This window comes from Rhodopirellula islandica (assembly GCF_001027925.1).
Taxonomy (GTDB): domain Bacteria; phylum Planctomycetota; class Planctomycetia; order Pirellulales; family Pirellulaceae; genus Rhodopirellula; species Rhodopirellula islandica.
On the sequence record NZ_LECT01000007.1, the window covers coordinates 149,284 to 167,852 of the forward strand.

The 18,569-nt window shown below is 56.9% G+C and carries 14 protein-coding genes; 4 read left to right on the top strand and 10 right to left on the bottom strand.

All coding sequences use genetic code 11. The features are described from left to right. Nucleotides 1-49: 49 nt before the first annotated feature. Nucleotides 50-1,552, top strand: a complete 1,503-nt coding sequence (locus RISK_RS03470) for a glutamate synthase subunit beta (protein ID WP_047812853.1) — start codon at nucleotides 50-52, stop codon at nucleotides 1,550-1,552. Nucleotides 1,553-2,066: 514 nt separating this feature from the next. Here RISK_RS03470 and nagB read toward each other — a convergent pair. Continuing rightward, nucleotides 2,067-3,995, bottom strand: a complete 1,929-nt coding sequence (gene nagB, locus RISK_RS03475; protein ID WP_083434754.1) for a glucosamine-6-phosphate deaminase — start codon at nucleotides 3,993-3,995, stop codon at nucleotides 2,067-2,069. A gap of 273 nt (nucleotides 3,996-4,268) precedes the next feature. Further along, a complete protein-coding gene (locus RISK_RS03480; RefSeq protein ID WP_047812854.1) occupies nucleotides 4,269-5,312 on the bottom strand; it encodes an ROK family protein in 1,044 nt (347 codons plus the stop codon). Between the two features lie 573 nt (nucleotides 5,313-5,885). Here RISK_RS03480 and RISK_RS03485 point away from each other — a divergent pair. Beyond that, nucleotides 5,886-6,635, top strand: coding sequence for an alpha/beta hydrolase (locus RISK_RS03485; protein WP_236695989.1), 750 nt, complete (start codon nucleotides 5,886-5,888; stop codon nucleotides 6,633-6,635). A gap of 186 nt (nucleotides 6,636-6,821) precedes the next feature. Here the strand turns inward: RISK_RS03485 and RISK_RS03490 are convergent, their stop codons facing one another. After that, nucleotides 6,822-7,685 carry an AraC family transcriptional regulator gene (locus RISK_RS03490; RefSeq protein WP_047812855.1) on the bottom strand — a complete coding sequence of 288 codons (864 nt, stop codon included), beginning with the start codon at nucleotides 7,683-7,685 and terminating at the stop codon, nucleotides 6,822-6,824. A gap of 949 nt (nucleotides 7,686-8,634) precedes the next feature. Between RISK_RS03490 and RISK_RS03500 the strand changes: the two genes are divergently transcribed. Next, nucleotides 8,635-9,867 (top strand): DUF1559 domain-containing protein, encoded by a 1,233-nt coding sequence (locus tag RISK_RS03500; RefSeq protein ID WP_047812857.1) that lies wholly within the window; start codon nucleotides 8,635-8,637, stop codon nucleotides 9,865-9,867. 111 nt (nucleotides 9,868-9,978) lie between these two features. Continuing rightward, on the top strand, nucleotides 9,979-10,179 hold the full coding sequence (locus tag RISK_RS03505; RefSeq protein WP_047812858.1) for a hypothetical protein: 201 nt from the start codon (nucleotides 9,979-9,981) through the stop codon (nucleotides 10,177-10,179). A 296-nt stretch (nucleotides 10,180-10,475) separates the two neighbouring features. Here the strand turns inward: RISK_RS03505 and RISK_RS03510 are convergent, their stop codons facing one another. The 7 genes from RISK_RS03510 to rbsK form a co-directional block, all read right to left on the bottom strand. Continuing rightward, on the bottom strand, nucleotides 10,476-11,372 hold the full coding sequence (locus tag RISK_RS03510) for a metallophosphoesterase family protein (RefSeq protein WP_047812859.1): 897 nt from the start codon (nucleotides 11,370-11,372) through the stop codon (nucleotides 10,476-10,478). 931 nt (nucleotides 11,373-12,303) lie between these two features. Further along, entirely contained in the window at nucleotides 12,304-13,851 is a 1,548-nt protein-coding gene (locus RISK_RS03520) for a hypothetical protein (protein ID WP_047813025.1), read from the bottom strand. Nucleotides 13,852-14,049: 198 nt separating this feature from the next. Then, complete coding sequence (locus RISK_RS03525; RefSeq protein ID WP_236696015.1) at nucleotides 14,050-14,334, bottom strand: ArsR/SmtB family transcription factor; 285 nt, start codon at nucleotides 14,332-14,334, stop codon at nucleotides 14,050-14,052. 186 nt (nucleotides 14,335-14,520) lie between these two features. Continuing rightward, a complete protein-coding gene (locus tag RISK_RS03530; protein ID WP_047813027.1) occupies nucleotides 14,521-15,885 on the bottom strand; it encodes a putative sensor domain DACNV-containing protein in 1,365 nt (454 codons plus the stop codon). A gap of 171 nt (nucleotides 15,886-16,056) precedes the next feature. Next, on the bottom strand, nucleotides 16,057-16,938 hold the full coding sequence (locus tag RISK_RS03535; protein WP_047812861.1) for an NAD-dependent epimerase/dehydratase family protein: 882 nt from the start codon (nucleotides 16,936-16,938) through the stop codon (nucleotides 16,057-16,059). Nucleotide 16,939: 1 nt separating this feature from the next. Beyond that, nucleotides 16,940-17,119 (bottom strand): hypothetical protein, encoded by a 180-nt coding sequence (locus RISK_RS03540; RefSeq protein ID WP_047812862.1) that lies wholly within the window; start codon nucleotides 17,117-17,119, stop codon nucleotides 16,940-16,942. Further along, complete coding sequence (rbsK, locus tag RISK_RS03545; RefSeq protein ID WP_047812863.1) at nucleotides 17,116-18,063, bottom strand: ribokinase; 948 nt, start codon at nucleotides 18,061-18,063, stop codon at nucleotides 17,116-17,118. Before rbsK ends, RISK_RS03540 begins: the two co-directional genes overlap by 4 nt. Nucleotides 18,064-18,569: the final 506 nt, after the last annotated feature.

Genomic DNA, 18,569 nt, shown 5'->3' on the forward strand with positions numbered 1-18,569 from the left:
CCCCATCCCACATCCACCGAACACATCACCCCATTTTGAGGACTCTGCCATGGGCAAGCCCACTGGATTCAAGGAATACGATCGCGAAAAAGTGGCTTGGCGTCTGCCTGTCATCCGGATCAACGATTACGACGAGATCTACACCGAACCCAAGACTGAGCACCTGCAACGTCAGGGCGCTCGCTGCATGGACTGTGGCGTTCCGTTTTGTCAGTCGGCCACTGGTTGCCCGATCGACAACTTGATTCCCGAGTGGAACGACCTGGTCTACAACAATCGCTGGAAAGAAGCGATCGAGCGTCTGCACAAGACCAACAACTTCCCCGAGTTCACCGGCCGCGTTTGCCCGGCGCCTTGTGAGGGCTCGTGCGTCCTGGGAATCACCAACCCGCCTGTGACGATCAAGAACATCGAAAACGCGATTGTCGATCGTGCCTGGGAAGAAGGTTGGATCGTTGCGGAACCGCCCGAAGAACGAACGGGCAAAAAGGTCGCTGTCATCGGCAGTGGTCCCGCCGGTTTGACCGCCGCGGATCAGCTGAACAAAGCCGGCCACTTGGTCACTGTCTTCGAACGAGCCGATCGCATCGGTGGTTTGTTGCAGTACGGCATTCCCAACATGAAGTTGTCGAAGAAAGCGATCCAGCGTCGCGTCGACAAAATGACCGAGGAAGGCGTGACCTTCAAAACCGGCGTGAATGTTGGCAAAGACATCTCGCCCAAGGACTTGCAGAGCGAGTTCGATGCTGTGCTGCTGGCCTGTGGTGCCACCAAGCCACGTGACCTGCCCATCTCGGGGCGCGAAGCCAAGGGCGTGCATTTCGCGATGGACTTCCTGACCTCCAACACCAAGCAACGTGTGCATGGTGACAATCTGGCGGCCGAGTTCATCAGTGCCGAAGGCAAGGATGTGATCGTCATCGGCGGTGGTGACACCGGGACCGACTGCATCGGAACCAGCCTCCGTCACGGTTGCCGCAGCATGGTCAACTTCGAGTTGCTGCCCCAGCCACCCGCCGAGCGTGCCGCCGACAACCCGTGGCCAGAATGGCCCCGTGTCTTCCGTGTCGATTACGGTCACGAAGAAGCTGAAGCGAAGTTCGGCAAGGACCCTCGCGAATATCAGATCCTCAGCAAAGAGTACCTGGTCGACGACGAAGGCAAGCTGAAAGGCATCAAGACCGTCAACGTCGAATGGACGAAGAACGACGAAGGCGGCTGGCAAATGGCCGAAGTCGAAGGCAGCGAGAAAGAGTGGCCAGCCCAACTGATCTTGTTGGCGATGGGCTTCTTGGGACCAGAGCAAACCGTTGCGGAAGCGATCGGTCTCGAAACCGATGCTCGCAGCAACTTCCAAGCAGAACATGGCAACTACGCGACGAACATCGACGGCGTCTTCGCCGCAGGTGACTGCCGCCGTGGCCAAAGCCTGGTTGTCTGGGCAATCAACGAAGGGCGTGGCGCCGCCCGTGCCATCGACATCTTCTTGGAAGGTTCCAGCAACCTGCCCGCACCCGGCCAAACGATGGGCACCTCCATGTCCGCCGTCTGAGCCTAGTGGTCCGTCAAAGTTAAAAGTGAGGGTTGATCGTAGTGGACGAGGCCACGAGTCCTTGGATTTGACGCCGGTTCAGGACTCGTGGCCTCGTCCACTACCCTAATAACAAGTCCTGACAGACCAGTAGGCCATTTGGCTTTAATTGTTCCGCCGGGCAGGTTGCATTCGTGATGGCGTTCCACAAGTCGGTCCATTGGAAGTCGTTCGCGTGGTGCTGCTCGACGACAGTGGCCGGGCACGCAAACATTTGGGGACAAATGTTCTACTCTTCCAGGTTTGACTTGTTCTGAGAGTTCGTTTTGGGCGGGGAGTGTGACCGAACCTTTGCGTCCAACTGTTGGGGCGGGCAGATCGCACTTGTGATGGCTTGTTGCGAGTCAGTCCATTTCAAATCGTTCGCGTGATGTTGCTCGACGACGGTAGCCGGGCACGCAAACATTTGGGGACAAAGGTTCTACTCTTCTAGGTTTGACTTGTTGCGAGAGTTCGTTTTGGGGGCGGAGCGGGGCTACGGACGGGGTTTGTATTGCACGAAGCCTTCGATGGCTTGGTATTGTGCCAGCCCGAGTTGGTCGTAGGTTCGCGCGGTGGAGGCGTTGCGGGCTTCGGCTCGCTGCCAAAATTCGCGGGCGTCGGCTCCTGGAAAGAGCGCCCGGTCTTTTTGTGATTCGTGCTTGAAGATGGCGGTTCGTTTGCGGTCGACTTCTTGTGGACTCAGCGGAACCGCCATCTCAATCTCATGCGGCGCCCATTCTTGCCAGGCTCCGCGATACAACCACACCACACATTCTTTCATCCAGTCATCGTCTCGGCATCGTTCCACCGCCGCCAAGAGAATGTCGAGGCAAGTTCGGTGAGTTCCGTGTGGGTCGCTGAGGTCACCCGCCGCATAAATTTGATGCGGTTTGACCTCTCGCAGAAGCTGGACCGTGATCTGAATGTCTTCGTCACTGATGGGTTTCTTGCGGACGACACCAGTCTCATAGAAAGGCAGCTCCAAGAAATGCAGACGCTCGGCGGGGACACCGCACACGATAGCGCCCTCTTCTGCTTCGCCGCGGCGGATCAAACCTTTGAGGCGTTGCATTTCGGGGATGTCCACTTCGCCCGCGTCTTTCTTTTTCAAGAACTCGATCATGCGTTCGGTCAGGTCGACCACAGGAGGCGTCAGCAGCCCAAACTCCTTGCAAAACTCGCGTGCGAATTTGGCAAAGCGAATGGCATCTCCATCAAACACGGCAATGTTGCCGGACGTTTGATAGGCCACGTGCACCTCATGGCCTTGGTCGGCCAGCCGTGTCAGGGTTCCTCCCATCGAGATGACGTCGTCATCGGGGTGCGGTGAAAACAGCACGATGCGTTTGGGGAACACAACATCGGGCTGGTTGGGTTTCCCGGCGGGCCAACCCGTGATCGTGCTTTGAAGATGCCGAAAGACTCGCAAGTTGATTTCATAGGCAGAACCGTATTCCGCCAATAGGTCTTGAAGACCGTTTTCGTTGTAGTCACCATCCACCAGCATCAACACGGGCTTTTGCAGTTTCTGCGACAGGTCGATGACGGCGCGACGAACCATGGTGTCGTCCCAGGTCACGTGCTCGACCAACCAGGGTGATTGGATCACGGCCAGCTTGGCGGCCGCGGCGTGATCCAGGATCAACTCGGCATCGGGATGTTCTTGCAAAGAGGTGGCGGGGACCGTGGGCGCGAGCTCACCTTCGATGGTTCGCGCGATGATCGATGATTTGCCTTCGCCGAAAGCAAGCAAGAAAATTTTACGAGCCTGGAGGATGGTGCCGACACCCATCGTGATCGCTCGTCGCGGGACGTTTTCAACACCAAAGAAGTGGCTGGCTGAGTCGATTCGAGTCATCCCATCGAGGGTGATCATTCGCGTTCGGGATTCGGTACCCGACCCGGGTTCATTGAACCCGATGTGTCCGGTTCGCCCGATCCCGAGCAATTGGATGTCCACTCCACCCGCGTCCGCCATCTGTCGCTCGTAGTCGCGGCAATTGTCCGAGATGCTTTCGACGGGCTGCGTTCCATCAGGAAGATGAATGTTCTCGGGTCGAATATCAACGTGATCGAACAGATGCTCGTGCATGAACCTCGCATGACTCTGCAAACAATCCGGAGCCATGGGGTAGTATTCGTCCAAGTTGAAAGTGACGACGTTGGCGAACGAAAGCTGTTCGTCACGATGCAACCGAACAAGTTCCGCGTACACGTTGACCGGGGATGATCCCGCGACGAGCCCCAGGACGGCCACTCGCGAATCCGCGGCTCGCGCACGGATGAGGTCGGCTATTTCTCGAGCGATCGCGGCGCTCGCGTCGGTGGACTCGGGATAGACTCGGTAAGCAATCTTTTGCTTGGACGATTGCGGGACAAGTTGGATGGCGTCCGTTCCAGACATGATGTTTCTCTGGTTCATTTTCTCAGGCACGCCACAGCACTGAAAGCAGGTGCGGCGAACGAAGTTTGGGAGGGGCTAAGCAGGTCGGCAGGAGTCTTTCGGCGTTTGAAATGTCTTGGCAAGCGTGGTTGCTTCCACGTACAACCGGGGCGAACGCCCAAACGGCTCACATGGTTCTGCTCGATCATTCCTGCCGCCCTGCTTATCTTATCGCTGTTCAACGCCATGAATTCTAGGCGTTGTCGAGCCCTGCGAAAACAACGGCTTGATTCGTCCGCTTGTGCCATGCTGCTATGCATTCAAAGCTTGCCGGGCTTCGTTGGCGAGGCGAGCGTAGTGTGCGGCACCAACGATCCCAGCATCATTGCCCAGCGTTGCAAATTCAATCTTCAGATGGGAACTGATCTGGACGAGTGTTCGCGGATAGCATTCCTCACGGATGGATTGCAAGAACCGTTTCCCGGTGTCGGTACCGGGGCCACCGAAGGTCATTGCGCCGCCGAGCAAAACGACATCGGGGTCGACCACGTGAGCGAGCATGGCAATGGCTCGTCCAATCAAGACTCCGGTTTGGTGAATGACATCCATCGCAATGGCATCGCCGTCAGCCGCCGCGTTGGCGATCGACAGCGGAGTGATTGGATCCAACTTTCGCAGTGCGCTTGGATCGCTCGACCGAGCCAAAGTTTCGATTGCGGTTTGGATGACGCCGCCCGCCCCCGCGTAGGCTTCGAGATGCCCTGGGAACCCGCACCCGCACTGGCGAGCCGCGTCGCCGAATTCGATCGTGGCATGGCCGATCTCGCCGCCACAACCGTTGGCACCGCGGACAGGCCGCCCATCCAGAATGACTCCTCCACCGACACCGGTGCCGAGTGTCATCAGCACCAATGAATCCGCACGGCACAGGCCGTGTGCCGACTCAGCCAGCGCGGCGGCATCGGCATCGTTCAGCAGGAAGACCGGCTTTTGAAAGACGCTGGAGAGCTGTTGGCGAAAGTTCAATTGATGCCAACGATGGAGGTTGGCGGTCTCGGCGAGTTCTTCTGCCTTGGGGTCCAGCACCCCCGCCATTGCCAACCCAATCGCTTGCAGGTCATCGAGCGACTGCGACGACTCCTCCAGCGTTCGCTGCACACTGTCACGGCAAGATTCGAAGGCAGCCTCAGGCGATTCATAGTCGTCGGTGCGGATGTGGTTGCGCCAAATCAGCTGGGGACCGCGAAACAGGCCAAACTTGATCGTGGTGCCGCCCAGATCGATCCCGAGAACCCACGAAGCCTGCTTGGCTTGCTCACTGTTCTGAGACGACTGTTCGGTGGAGGAGAAATTCATGTGCGTCGGGGAGGATGGTTCAAATGGGGATAGTTGGATTGGGGCTGGATTTCGGGCCTGGTGATTTTGTCAGCTGGAACGTGATTGGGTTGAGGTCGTCTCTGGGAACCATGGGCGATCGCCCTGCGGCTGATCACGCCATCTGCGAGATGCATTGACTCAACAGCGTGGTGGGTTTCGGCGTTGGGAAGGCACGTGGCTCTGCTTTCTCAACTCGATGCTTGGCTTCAGGGTTCGGCTGGTCGGATCCATTCTAGTTGGAACTGCGGCCGACCTCGTTCGATTTGCATCGACTACACTTGGCATCCCCCCTGCCTAAGCAGGTCGGCAGGACCACATTCAACCGTGACTGAGGCCCAGACGGGTCACATGGTGATGTCTGATGGTTCCTGCCCTTCTGCCTACCCATCGCCCCGCCATTCGTTGGAGATTTTGATGCGTCGATTGCTTTCGTTTACCTTCCGTGCGTTGCTGCTTTCACTTTGTGTTGCAATCCCCTCGATAGGCATTGCTGAGGATTCGCCGCAAAGGATCCCGCTTTGGGACGACGGCGCACCGGGTTCGGAAGCACGCATGCACGAACCCGAAGTCTTGACCGGGACAAATGTGTCCAACGTGCATCATCCGTCGATCACGCCCTACTTGCCAGCGAAAGACAAGGCCACCGGAACGGCGATCCTGATTGCACCGGGTGGAGGCCACAGCAAACTCTGCCTGGGACACGAGGGCGATTCGCTGGCACAGTGGTTGGCCGACCATGGCGTGGCTGCGTTTGTGATGCGTTATCGACTGTGTCGGGAACCCGATTCGGAGTACACCCTCGATGGGCATGCGATGGATGACACTCGGCGAGCCATTCGCATGATTCGTTCCCATGCCGAGGCTTGGAACGTGACGCCCGATCGCATTGGCATCCTCGGGTTTTCGGCAGGCGGTGAACTGGCGGCTTACTCTGCGATGAATCCACTGCCAGGTGACCTTCAATCCGAGGACCCCATTGAGCGAGTGAGCAGCCGGCCCGATTTCCAAGGTTTGATCTATCCGGGAAAGTCCAGCACCTTCACCGTTTCGCCAGGCATGCCTCCGGCCTTCATTGCCTTTGGGTACCACGATCGAGAAGACATCGCGTACGGGATGGCCAAGGTCTACTTGAAGTACAAGGAAGCAGAAGTACCTTGCGAGATGCATGTGTACAGCGAAGCGGGACACGGTTTCGGGTTTCGAGCCAACAGTCAGACGGCGGCAGGACGTTGGCCAGAACGCATGTTGGAATGGCTGATCGATCGGAAGTTGCTGTCCGAGAGTCCGGCTGCAACGGACTGAGGCAAGCCGTCGGTCCGTCGGGGGCGACTTTGAAGTGGGTTGAGGTTGGCCTTTGGCCAACAAAACCGACTGCAAATTCGCAGCTTCAAAACGGGTGAACGAGGAATCGGGATGGCTGGTTCCTTGCTGACGCTTCGGGATTCCATTGTGCGGGGACCGATGGGTTTGTTTGCGCCGAATCCATGTTCAGCTGGATCGTTTCATTTGGCTGGGTGGCACACCGTAGACGCGTTTGAACGCGCGCGAGAACTGGAACGCGTCGGCGAACTGAAGCTTCTCGGCAACATCGCGAACCTTCATTCCTTGGGTGAAGAGCAATTCGGCGGCGTAGTTCATTCGCAATCGCAGCAGGTACTGATACGCGCCACGCGAGGCAAACCGTTTGAACAATCGCGAAACATAAACCGTGGTGTAGCCACACTGCTCGGCGACCTGCCCAATGGATGTCAAGTCGTGGAAGTTATCCTCCATGTATTGGCGGATGTCTTCGTAGACCTCAAATGCCTTGGGTGAGTCGCTGATGACCGTGGATTTGCGTTGCGCGATTTTGATGATCATGGCTCGCGTCATCAACGACACGATGTCGCGCGATCGAAACTGGTCGTCCTTTCCTTCCGTGGAAATGATGGAGAACAGGTCCGTCAATTCCTTCACATTTCGGACTTGAAGAGGACGCCCACGCAGCAAGTTGGCCTCCAGCAGCAGGCTTCTCGCATCCGTCCCGTACATGTCCAAGTAGTACTTGCGCATGCCGCTCTTGGAACGGTTTTCGATTCGGTGGCGGACCCCGGGGCCATAGGCAAAGACGGTTCCCCGCTTGAGGTCAAACCATTCATTTTCGAGCTGCAGCTTGCCTTCGCCTTGTTCAACGAATTCAAGTCCCCAGAAAGGAAAGTTGCTCCGTTCGATCACGTAGTCCAGCGACGTCCGCTCCATCCCGCCACAGACGACCGTGAACCGACTGGAGCGGTCCGGATCAAGGTCCAGATAAAAATGCGAAGCCTCGACCGTCTGCTTCGAGACAAACTCTGGCTCTTGAAATTGTTCCATCGCGTATCCAAGGGTATTCGAGACCGAATGGTCGTTGGTTCCCGAAACCCCAAATTTCCTGTCAACCAATTTGTTTAGGAAATGAGGTCCAGAGGCGTCTGCCGATCGTCTTCGTGCCTCATCTCATCCCCCAAACCCCTCGTGCAACACGGTTTCATTGGAATCGACGAATTTGGCGATGAGGCCACGCTGTTTAAGTCCTGCTATTTGGCCAACATACTATACACCCATTCAATACGTTGCCACGCAAAAACGCACCGGTCGGATGGGCAGGCGGTTCGGCCACCACCACAAGCCTGCAGTGGCAATGTCTGAAACGTCCCCCAACCTGACGAAGATTCTCGGAAAAAGATGCGTTTCCCCGCAAAAAAAGTCGGCGAAGGAGCGAACTGGCTGTCTTGGGGTGCTTCTCACCCAAAGTTTCGTGATCGAGCCCGTCGGTTTGAAACTCAGAGACTTCTCACCGATTGATGGGGCACGAGTCAAAGCTGACTGGCAGGCCGCCTGAGCAACGGAGTGCTCGCTGATCATTCCCTCGCAGTGGCACAGTCCCCGTTGATCCCGGCGAGCGGAGGTCGTGCAGGCTGTCGCCACCGGATGTGGTTAAGAATCGTCACGCCACCGAATCACCTGAATGATTGCGCCAGCGAAAAACGCCTTAATCAATAGAGTCTACAGAGTTCCCGGAACGACGTTTTTCAAAATCGCCACCTGTGCACTTGTTTAATAAACGGCATGCTGTGGCATTTTGGCTATGTTCGCACCGCCCGAGAGAGGAAGAATGGCTTCCGTTGAAGGTCAGTAGTCGCCCTCACGGCCCCGTAAGCGTGATTCCGCCATCCCAGCGAATCCAACGACGGGAAGGATTGCGATTGCTTTGCTTCACGTCTCTTCCCGCTTCTGGATTGGTTTCTCAATCCAACTAAATTCTCGTTTGGAGTTCTTTGTCATGCTCAAGTCCCCCCCGCAACGCTCGGGCTTCACGCTCGTCGAGCTGCTGGTCGTGATTGCGATCATTGGTGTTTTGGTTGGATTGTTGTTGCCTGCGGTACAAGCCGCTCGTGAAGCTGCGCGCAGAATGAGTTGCAGCAACAATTTCAAACAAATCGGCCTCGCGATCCACAACTACCACAGTGCCTACAACCAGTTGCCGATTCATGGCGGCGGCACCAACGACCCGTACTCCGCCAACATTTGGCGTCCATCAGAGGTGTCGAATAACGGGCGTCTGAGCTGGTTGGTCGGGTTGACCCCCTTCATCGAACAACAGGGTTTATGGGAAATGATTTCCAACCCGCTGAACGAAGATTCGCGTGGCGCCATTCCACCGGCAGCCAGCGGAAATGGCGGTGTCAGCGGCGGCGCAACTCGCAACGGCGGCCCTTTCAGTTCCATGGGACCAACGCCGGACGAGATTCTCTACACGCCATGGGTCACTCAAATGCCAACGTTCCGTTGCCCGAGCGATCCAGGTGTTGGGCTGCCTTCGCTTGGCCGGACGAACTACGCCGCCAACTTGGGTGACTCGGCAGAGCGTGCCCATCAAGGCGACTGGAACAACAGCGCACCGATTGGCTATGGCAACATCAACACGACTCTGGCCACTGAAATCCAAGGTGCCGGCCGAGGATTCTTCACTGTCCACAAAAGCCGTCGTTTCCGTGACGTGTTGGACGGTCTGTCGAACACGGTTGCTGCAGGTGAGATTGCGACGGACTTGGGTGACAAAGACGTTCGCACATCACCACTGAGTCGAGGTTGGTCATTCGTTCGCCAGTACCCACCGAGCGATTGCAACAACTTGGTCGATCCCACTCGCCCTCAATTCTGGGATGCGTCGCAGAACACGGTTGGTGGTGTCAACGGACGCGGATTCCGTTGGGCGGAACACTTGCCCAACTTCAGCGGATTCTTCACCGCACAACCGCCGAACAGCCCCATCTGCAACGAGCAGAATGCAGGCAATTCCGGTTGGTACTCCGCGTCGAGTCGTCACCAAGGTGGCGTCCACGTGTTGATGGGGGACGGAGCTGTGAAATTCATGACCGACTCGATCGACGCGGGCAACCAGAATCACCTGAGCGTCAACGCTTATCGTACCCCTGGTGCAAAAAGCCCTTACGGAGTCTGGGGTGCCTTGGGAACGCGTGCCGCAAAGGAAGTCATCGAAGAGGCATTCTGATTTCAAATGACTCACAGGTGCGGCCGGTTCTCTATCGATTCGGCTGCACCATTTCTCCAACCAATCACTCAGAACTCATTGTTCTGAAAGCACACCTTCTCTGATCGAACCATGAAAAAACGATTTACCTTGTTCGCGTGCTGTGCCTTGCTCGTCTTGTCCGTCGGGTGCACTGAAAGCCAACCCACCAACCTTGCCGGCGACATCAGCGACAGCGAATTCGATGAATACAACCGGATGTTGCAAGAATCGCAGCAACAAATGGTCGAGGCCGACAAAGCCATGGCCAAAGAGATGAAATCCAAACGCTAATCGAAACGCCTGTCAAGCAGGTCGGCAGGATGGAACCGTCAGAACCATGTGAGCCGTTTGGCGTTCGCCTGGTCTGCTGAATGTTTGGTGTTGTGACGCACGGTGTTTCCGGGGGGGTGCTGCTACGCAGCAACCCCCCGGGCTACCATCTGACTTCCCTACCGGGATGGAGAAAGACAGAAGCCGGAAGAAGAATTGCATCCGCTATTCGAGCGCCAAAGGCAAACGCTTCGCAGTCCAGCGTTTGCCCGGTTGGACGCACGTCTTGACGCCTCAGATCCCAGAGGCGGGTCGCACTATGTCCACTGATAGCTAGCTTGACGCACGAAGCCTTTGATCTGGATGGTGCCGTCCGGATGAATGTCCATGAGAGAGTAGCCGTTGCTTTCTGGTCCGGATCCTTCGACCATGGCAGCCAAGGTGCAGTAGTGAATCCCACCAATGTCCTTCAAGTCATTCTGGTGGCTGTGCCCTTGAAAAACAGCTAGCACGTTGCCTGATTCTTCGAACGCCTTTCGAACCTCCGCGTTGTTCTTGACGCCATGATAGTTGCTGACATCGAGACGTTGATGGGCAAAGACAACCGTCGGCTTTGGGTTGGACTTCAAATCGCCACGCAACCACTCCAACTCTTCCGCCGAGACATTCGCATCGGTCCATTGGAAATTCCGGCGTCCGTAAGACTCCCCATCACTTCGGAAGCACGAATCCAAGACGATGAAGTGAATGCCCTGGCGGTCGAACGAATAGTACGAGTCTTCCTTTTCGACTCCGGCCAAGAACTCTTCTTTAGTCAACGTGTCGACGCAATGATTGCCAAGCACATAGTGTCGGTCGTCGGTAATCGCAGCGAATTCTTTGTTGATGGTTTTGAGGTACCGTTGCTCGACCTCGACAGAATCCGCTGCGTCGATGAAGTCTCCCAACTCGACCAGAAAATCAGGTTGGTCGCGCGCAAATTGTTCGCTGGCGGTTTCCAGTTTGCCAATCGATTCGCGGTAATGACGTGAGCCGGCGGGAGACTTGTCCGCGTAGTGCAAATCGGTGACCATCCCCACACGCACTGCCTTGGCTGAGTCGTCCGCGAATGATGGGTTCTTGATCAACAGAGACGGTGTGATGGCGGTCGCCGCCAGGACCAACGAGCCATCTCGGAGGAAAGTTCTTCGGCCAATGTCGTGCGGATTGAGCATGTTGTTTCCAAAGTTGTACGAGCAAGAGCAGGTGCGCAGGCGACGTTCATTTTGCGCGTCGTCGCTTTCAATCTAGCGACTGGGAGGATGCGGGAAAGGGAAGCCCGGCCCCCGAAGCCAATCAAAACCGGAATCGCGACGAATCTCGAAGATTGCATGAAGAACCAATGAATGAACGGTTGAGCAGTCCTCATGCAGCCCCCGCCGATGAGAACGTGCAGAATATCGACGCCGCTTTTGAGTGGGTTCTTGCATGCTGCACCTCCCTCGAAACGAAGTTTTGGGGAGCGACGCCGTTCCGACGATCGCGAGGGAAGAGGCCTACTCTGGGAAGTGATGTGTTTTCCCCTCCCCCGGAAATCACGCTGAACGCCCGCGTTCCGAACCCTCGACATCGGTTGAATGGATGACGGCTGTTTTGGGTTCAAAATTCCTTGTCCCCAGGCTCTGCCTGGGAACACACTGTCTTGGAGGCTCCGCCTCCCAATTCTGTCTCAGCAGGCGGGGGATGTCGATTGATGAAGGGCAGCATTTGGTAGTGGACGATTGGTAGTGGACGAGGAAACGAGTCCCTTGCGTGGGGGAGGACTCGTCGCCTCGTCCACGACGGTTCAGGTCCTGGGCGAAGGACACCTCGAAGAACGTCAGTGATAAAATCGACGTCCCGAGCCTGCAGTGCATTGCGTTCCCAAGCAGAGCCTGGGAACGAGAATGAGTCGGCATTGGAACTGTTTTGGTTGGCGTTGTTGCTCCCACGTACAACCGGGGCGAAGGCCCAAACGGCTCACATGGTGATGCCGATCATTTCTGCCGACCTGCTTGGCCTTGGTTGGGTGTGGGAACCGTGGCGTTGGGAAGGCGGCTCATCAACCCAAGCAATTCACCCGCAGGTGCTTCCGCGAGCAAAGTGCCTTGCATCCTGACGACCCGATCAACGGACGCCCACCGGCGTTGTGATGTTGGACGGCCTCGCATTGCTCAGACCGCTTGGCGGACGCGGGAGTTGCAATCGTTCATCGCTCACGTCCAGTCGATACATCAATTGGTTGTAGTTGTACCGTGGCACGGCAACCGTTGTCCCTGAAAAAGTGTTCACGAACGTGCCTTCAAAGTAGATGACACGGCCGTCTTCACGCAACAGTTCAGGATGTTGCATGGGATTGTAGAAATCCATGTTCTGCCCCGGACGAGCGTGCGTCGCGATCTTTTGGCAAACAACCCAGGGACCTTCGGGTGCGTTGGCGACGGCAAACCAAACTTCACCCAGGAAACTGTCACCGCCCTGTTCACAGAACAATAGCGTCCACTGCTTCAAAAATGGATTCCAAGCCACGGAACCATTGCCCACACGAACGGGTTTGTTCGTTTGAACCTCCCGCAGGGCAAACGGTGCCTCCTCAGGGAGCAGTTGGCCTTCGCGAATCAGACCTTCGATCTGGTCCGAGGTGATCGGTTGCTGCCCTTGTCGCCAAGTGAAGCGAATGCCACCAGTTTCATCACGCCGGATGGTTCCGTCTTCAGCCAAGCAACTCAAACCTTGGTAGCGGCTCGGTGACAAAGTGGATTCCATGTCCGCAGGAACTCGAACGGTCGGTGGCGTTCCGAAATAGAAATGGTCCGTGCCGTCCACGCTGACACGAACCGGATGGTCCCTGGGAAACAAACGCGATTCGGTTGGCAACGGAAGGCGGCTGTGTTCCAGGAAGACCTCCTCGGAATCGTCGTAGATCATCAACCCCATCTGGGCCACCGAAAAGTCATGGCGGGCCGCGACGTAGCGGGCCACCAAACGCTCCTGTTGTTGTTCGTCACGCACGACCATCAAACCGTCCACCCAAATGGGATGCTTGGCATCCTGTTCCACCCGAGCCATCTCTTTCGCGAATCCGTTCGGTTCACGGACAAAGTATTCCAGCGGAACACCGATGTCTGCGTTCAGCTCGTGGGGCAACGGCGAGGTTGCGCCGGTCATGCTGAAACTCCCCAGTGGAAACTTGACCTGGTTCGTGTCTTGCCAGAACCATCGCATTCGGTCCCGATAGATCACGGTTTGCACCGAATCACAACCTGTCACCTGGGCGTTGACCAGAGGCACCTGCCATGGCGGTGTTTTGCCTAGCAAGACGGTGTCTCGGTAGATGCCGACTCCGGTTTGTCGATACAACCGCTCGGCCAAGTTTTTGCGAGGCAGTTCCAACAACGCTTCCGTGCCCGGTGTGGTATTCCAGGCAATTCCCGTTGTCCCGAAGGGTCCCGCGGGACTCTCGTATCCCCAACTTCCGACGTCGAACCAAACCAGTTGGTCCATCAGCCCGGGTTCCAAGAACGCGACATACCCGTTGCTGTCCGTGAAGTGACGATTTTGATCGGTCGTTCGCAACTCGACCAACGGAATGCCTCTCCCCGTGGCTGCGTCAACGATACGAATCGCGAAGTAGTCGTCTGGTTCGGCAGAGTGGATGACGGATGGGGCAATCACGAGCGACCACCAGCACGCCAAGCGAATCAAGCGAGGAAATCGAAACGCCCCAATGCCCCACGGCACTCGAATTTGAACGCATGAGACCATCTCGGCGGCTTCCCAATGAGCTGAAACTTGGTGTCGGTTTCATTGTGCGAAACGCCCACTGGGACGCCCCGGCAACCGCTACGAAGCAATCTTGTCCCGACCAATTCCTTACAAAGCGACCACGAACGTCTTGAGCTGCTGCAGCCGTTCTTCGTTGATGCAGTAACAGACCTTGGGCCCGTCCACTTCCCCTTGGATCAATCCCGCTTCCTTCAAGATCTTGAGGTGCTGAGACACGGTGGATTGAGCCAACGGCAACTGATTGACGATCTCACCACACATGCAGGCTTCGCGACCGATCAAGAAACGCACGATTTGCACACGCGCCGGATGCGCAATCGCCCAGGCGAGTTTGGCAAAGTCCTCTGCCGTGGGATCGTCTTTCAATTTCACGGGCGCGGTATCGCAGCACTTCTTGGTCGTCTTTGCCAAATCAGAATCCTCAGGGAAATCCATCGTCGATGAGCGATTGACGATAACTCCCTGCCGACGCTTGGTCAACGGTTTCAGACGCTCGTTTTGAGTCCCCAAGAGGATCGAAACGCGAGTCCGGCTCAGTTCGCGAGCCCGAGGTTTGCGTCACGGAAGGTACGGCCAGTAAGTCAGCTGCCCGTTGTGATGAGCCACAAAACGGACGTCGCCATCCTGCGAGACCACGACCGCGATCGCACGGTTCAATCCGTTGATCAATCGGTAGGCAGACCGATGCCGAGTCCCCGCCGAATCGGCTGGTTCCACCACGGTTTGGTGGCCCTCAATGTCGGTGGCACGATGAATGTTTTGGACCGGTGTGTCGCCCAAAATCTCGCCACCAAAGCCAATCAATCGAAAGCTGTGATCAAGAATCAAGGCACCATCGACCGTCATCATGTCCGCGAGAAAGTGGCTGAAATCGATCAACTGATCATCCAAGCGTCGCAACTCTGCGTCGCGAAATTGCTGATAGTCACTCCAGGTCAAAACGGCCAACTGCCGCGTCGTGGCGACCGCCAATGCCCGAGCCATCAAACGCTGCATCATCTCGCGATAGAGCAGGGTCGAATCATCGGACTGAAATTGCACACGGAACCGCAACCATTGTTCACAGGTTCCATCGTCGTGCGCCCCGTTTGGCAACACGACCATCAAACCACCATGGCGACGGTTGCGAACCAGCCGAAGCACCCGCCGCACCACACTTTGAGCGAGGTCACGCACGAATGATTCGCAGACTCTGGTTTCGCCTGCCTCACTCACTTGCTCGTCAGGAACGCGGCGTAGGAGTTCTTCTCGGACGTTCGCAAACCGGCTTGAGATCCAGGTCGACCGAAAGGGATCAAACCCGTCAATCAACAATTGGCCCTGGTTGGTTTCCAGAACACGCAGGTAACCTGACGAGGCCACCAGGTGCCCCGGTCGAATCGCATGAACGACCAAGTTGGGCGGCAAGGAAACACCATCGAACCGGCTGCCTTCGACGCGATTGACCCATTCCGTCCCAGTGACCACCAACCCCCAGATCACCAGGGTTCCGTCATCATCGGTGGTGACTGCCAAGGCGGCGCGATAGAAGTCCGCTGCCGCGTAGAGTTTCCTCAAATTATGCGGGCTGAGCGTCGCAGGCTCAGAAAACGACAAGACGTGCGGTCGCGGTTGTTCCGTCGTGACGGACTGCAAATGCGTGCGACTGGCGTAGATCACCCGACAACGAACGGGCGAGTCCTCTTCCCGCAACAAGCTGGCCTGGTAGCAAACGTCCAGGAGCGAAACCAAGGACGCGTTCGGCGGGAGCAAATCCGAGGGGAAACCTCGCGATTCCCATTGCTTTGAGAGCACCGATGCCATTTCAGCGGGGTAAGAAGAAAACTGATCCATGCTGTTCGCAGTCCCCGACAAGGCATTTTCATCTGAATGGCATCCATGCGCGTGCGCGCCAACGTTGAGAATGTCCAAAACGGCAACCATTCCACCGTCTCCACGCGGCGAATGCGAGCGACCATTCCGATCTGGTTGGCCTGCGTCAGCAACGGTACCAACGACATTTTCTCCAAGCCCTCCGGGATCGCGTTCCAATTGGCGGAACCAAAACATCGCGAAGTGGGGCGTGAAAAACACATCCCTTCGCATCGTCGATTGTCACTCGTCTCTCCATCGCGACGGCGGCGAGAACCCGAGCCATTGCTTTGCCTTGTCGATGGAATAGAACGTCTCGAATTCGCCCAACTCACGTCGTTGGGGGACGCCGGGATAAAACTGCCTGATCACATCGGAGCTCGAGATCCCAACCGACGAATCTTCGTTGGCAACGTTGAACACTTGGTAGCCGAGTCCATCGGTGGAGAGCGCACAGTCCACGAAGTGACTCAGATCACGAGTGTCGATGTAAGCGAAGAGGTTGCGACGCCGGCACGCCGGATCGCCGCTCCATTGCGGGACCAGGCTCGCGTACTCGTGAGGCTCGATCACGTTGTTGATTCGTAGGGCGTAGATGTCGGTGCCTGACCGAGCATGAAAACTGCGTCCGCAGGCCTCGTTGCAGACCTTCGACATCGCGTAGGCGTCGTGCGGGACCGTGGGATGCTGTTCATCAACGGGGATGTACTCCGGTTTGACTTCCCCGTGAGCAAAGCAAACCCCATAGGTGGTCTCCGACGAAGCCATCAGGATCTTGGGAATGCCGAGCTTCACCGCGGCCTCCAAGACGTTGTAGGTCGACGCTGTGTTGACACGGAAACACTCCGGATCGGGCCGTAACTGAATGCGAGGCACCGCTGCAAAGTGAACCACAGCATCAAATTTCGGTGCAGAGTCGCCCGCGTCCAAGTCATCGAAACCAACGATCCCAGACATCGCCGAAAAGACTTGTCCAGCATCCGTGAGATCAACCGTCATGTCCCAGACGCCATCGATGTTTGCGGGCACGAGGTCCAGATTCATCACCGTGTGACCTTGATCAGCAAGGTGAGTCACAACGTGACGCCCCGCTTTGCCTGAACCACCTGTGAATAGGATTCGCACTCTATTTCTCGCTGTTGAAAGTCGATGGTCGGTGGGAACCGGCCTTGCTGCTGAAGTCCCGTGAGTCGCCGTCGATGCCGGTCAACACCACCATCCGCGTCTTCGATGCTGCCCCGTCATCGGCGATCACAATGGAAGATGCAAGCATCCGAATCGTGAACAGGCTGAAGAGGTTGTTCATCCAGTTTGCTCCGCTTGATTCCACCGATTGATCTCTTCGAGCGATGGAAAGGACGTCTGCGTGCCGACGCGTGTGACCGAAATGGCCGCAACGATCCCAGCGCGGCTGGCAGCACTGGCCAACGACATCCCTTCGGCGAGAGAGACCGCCAATGCTCCGGTGAACGCGTCGCCCGCACCAGTCGTGTCGACCGCTTTGACTTGAGTCGCAGGGATGAGAGACATCCCCGTTTCGTCGAGCACCAAAACGCCTTCCTCGCCCATCGTCAACGCAACCTGTCGGACGCCACGTTGTCTCAATTTCTCAGCGGCGGTGACGCAGTCCGCTTCGGTCTCCACACCGCATCCGGTGATCGCAGCGATTTCCGTTTTGTTGGGAACACAGACGTCGCAAAGCGAAAGCAACTCGTCCGTGACCAATTCCGCGGGCGCCGGAGTGAGCATCGTCAGAACGTTGGCTGCACGAGCCAACTTGAATGCCTCCAGGGCCGCTTCAACGGGAGTCTCCAACTGGCAGATCACCACATCGGATTCGGTGATGATTGCCTTGGCCGATCGGACATCGTCCGCGGTCAGTTCCGCATTTGCTCCGGCGACAACGATGATGCAGTTCTCTGCTTCATCATCCACCAGAATCGCCGCGGTGCCCGTCGGCTGGTCATCGGAGTGTCGAATGAACGTCGTGTTGATTCCGTCTGCTTGGTAGGCGTCGATGGCCTGAGTCGCAAAGCCATCGTTTCCGACACGCGCGACAAAGGCAACTTCGGCGCCCAGTCGAGCCGCGACAACCGCTTGGTTCGCCCCTTTGCCGCCCATCCCTTGATGCAACGAATGCCCCGCAAAGGTTTCGCCAGGAATAGGAAGCCGCGGCGTGCGAAACGTGAGGTCGACGTTGGCCGAACCAACGACAGTGATCTTGGGGCGGGAGCTCGTGTGAATGTTCATGCAAGCGGCATCGAGGTATCAGACGGTTGACGGCAACAGCGGAAAGGTTCGCATATCAATTCTCCACTGGATCTCTTAATCGGGAAACGTTTACCAGAAACAAGCCGTTGTTCAAGAGATCGATGCGGACGCACCATGTTACCGAGCTCGCGGCAAGATTTCGTTCTCCTTCGACAAAAAAAGCATGCCCGGATGCGACAAGGGAAGACGATCGATCGGCAGGGTGGACAACGCGTCTTTCGCGAACAACTTCCCACTCGAACCGCCAGACACACTTTGAAAGAGCCGTTGAGCTGCACATTCCATGGGTGCGCTCCCCAACCCCTGCTCGTTTCCCACGAGGAAACTTGCGAGTCACGCCGGACAACGTCGCCGCCGAGAGCCCAGCGATCGTCTCCGCGGTCGGGATCGATCATGAAGTTTCATGCCAGGCCGCTGCCCAGCCACTCAAGCAGGTCGGCAGGAATGATCAAGCACAACCATGTGAGCCGTTTGGGCGTTAGCCC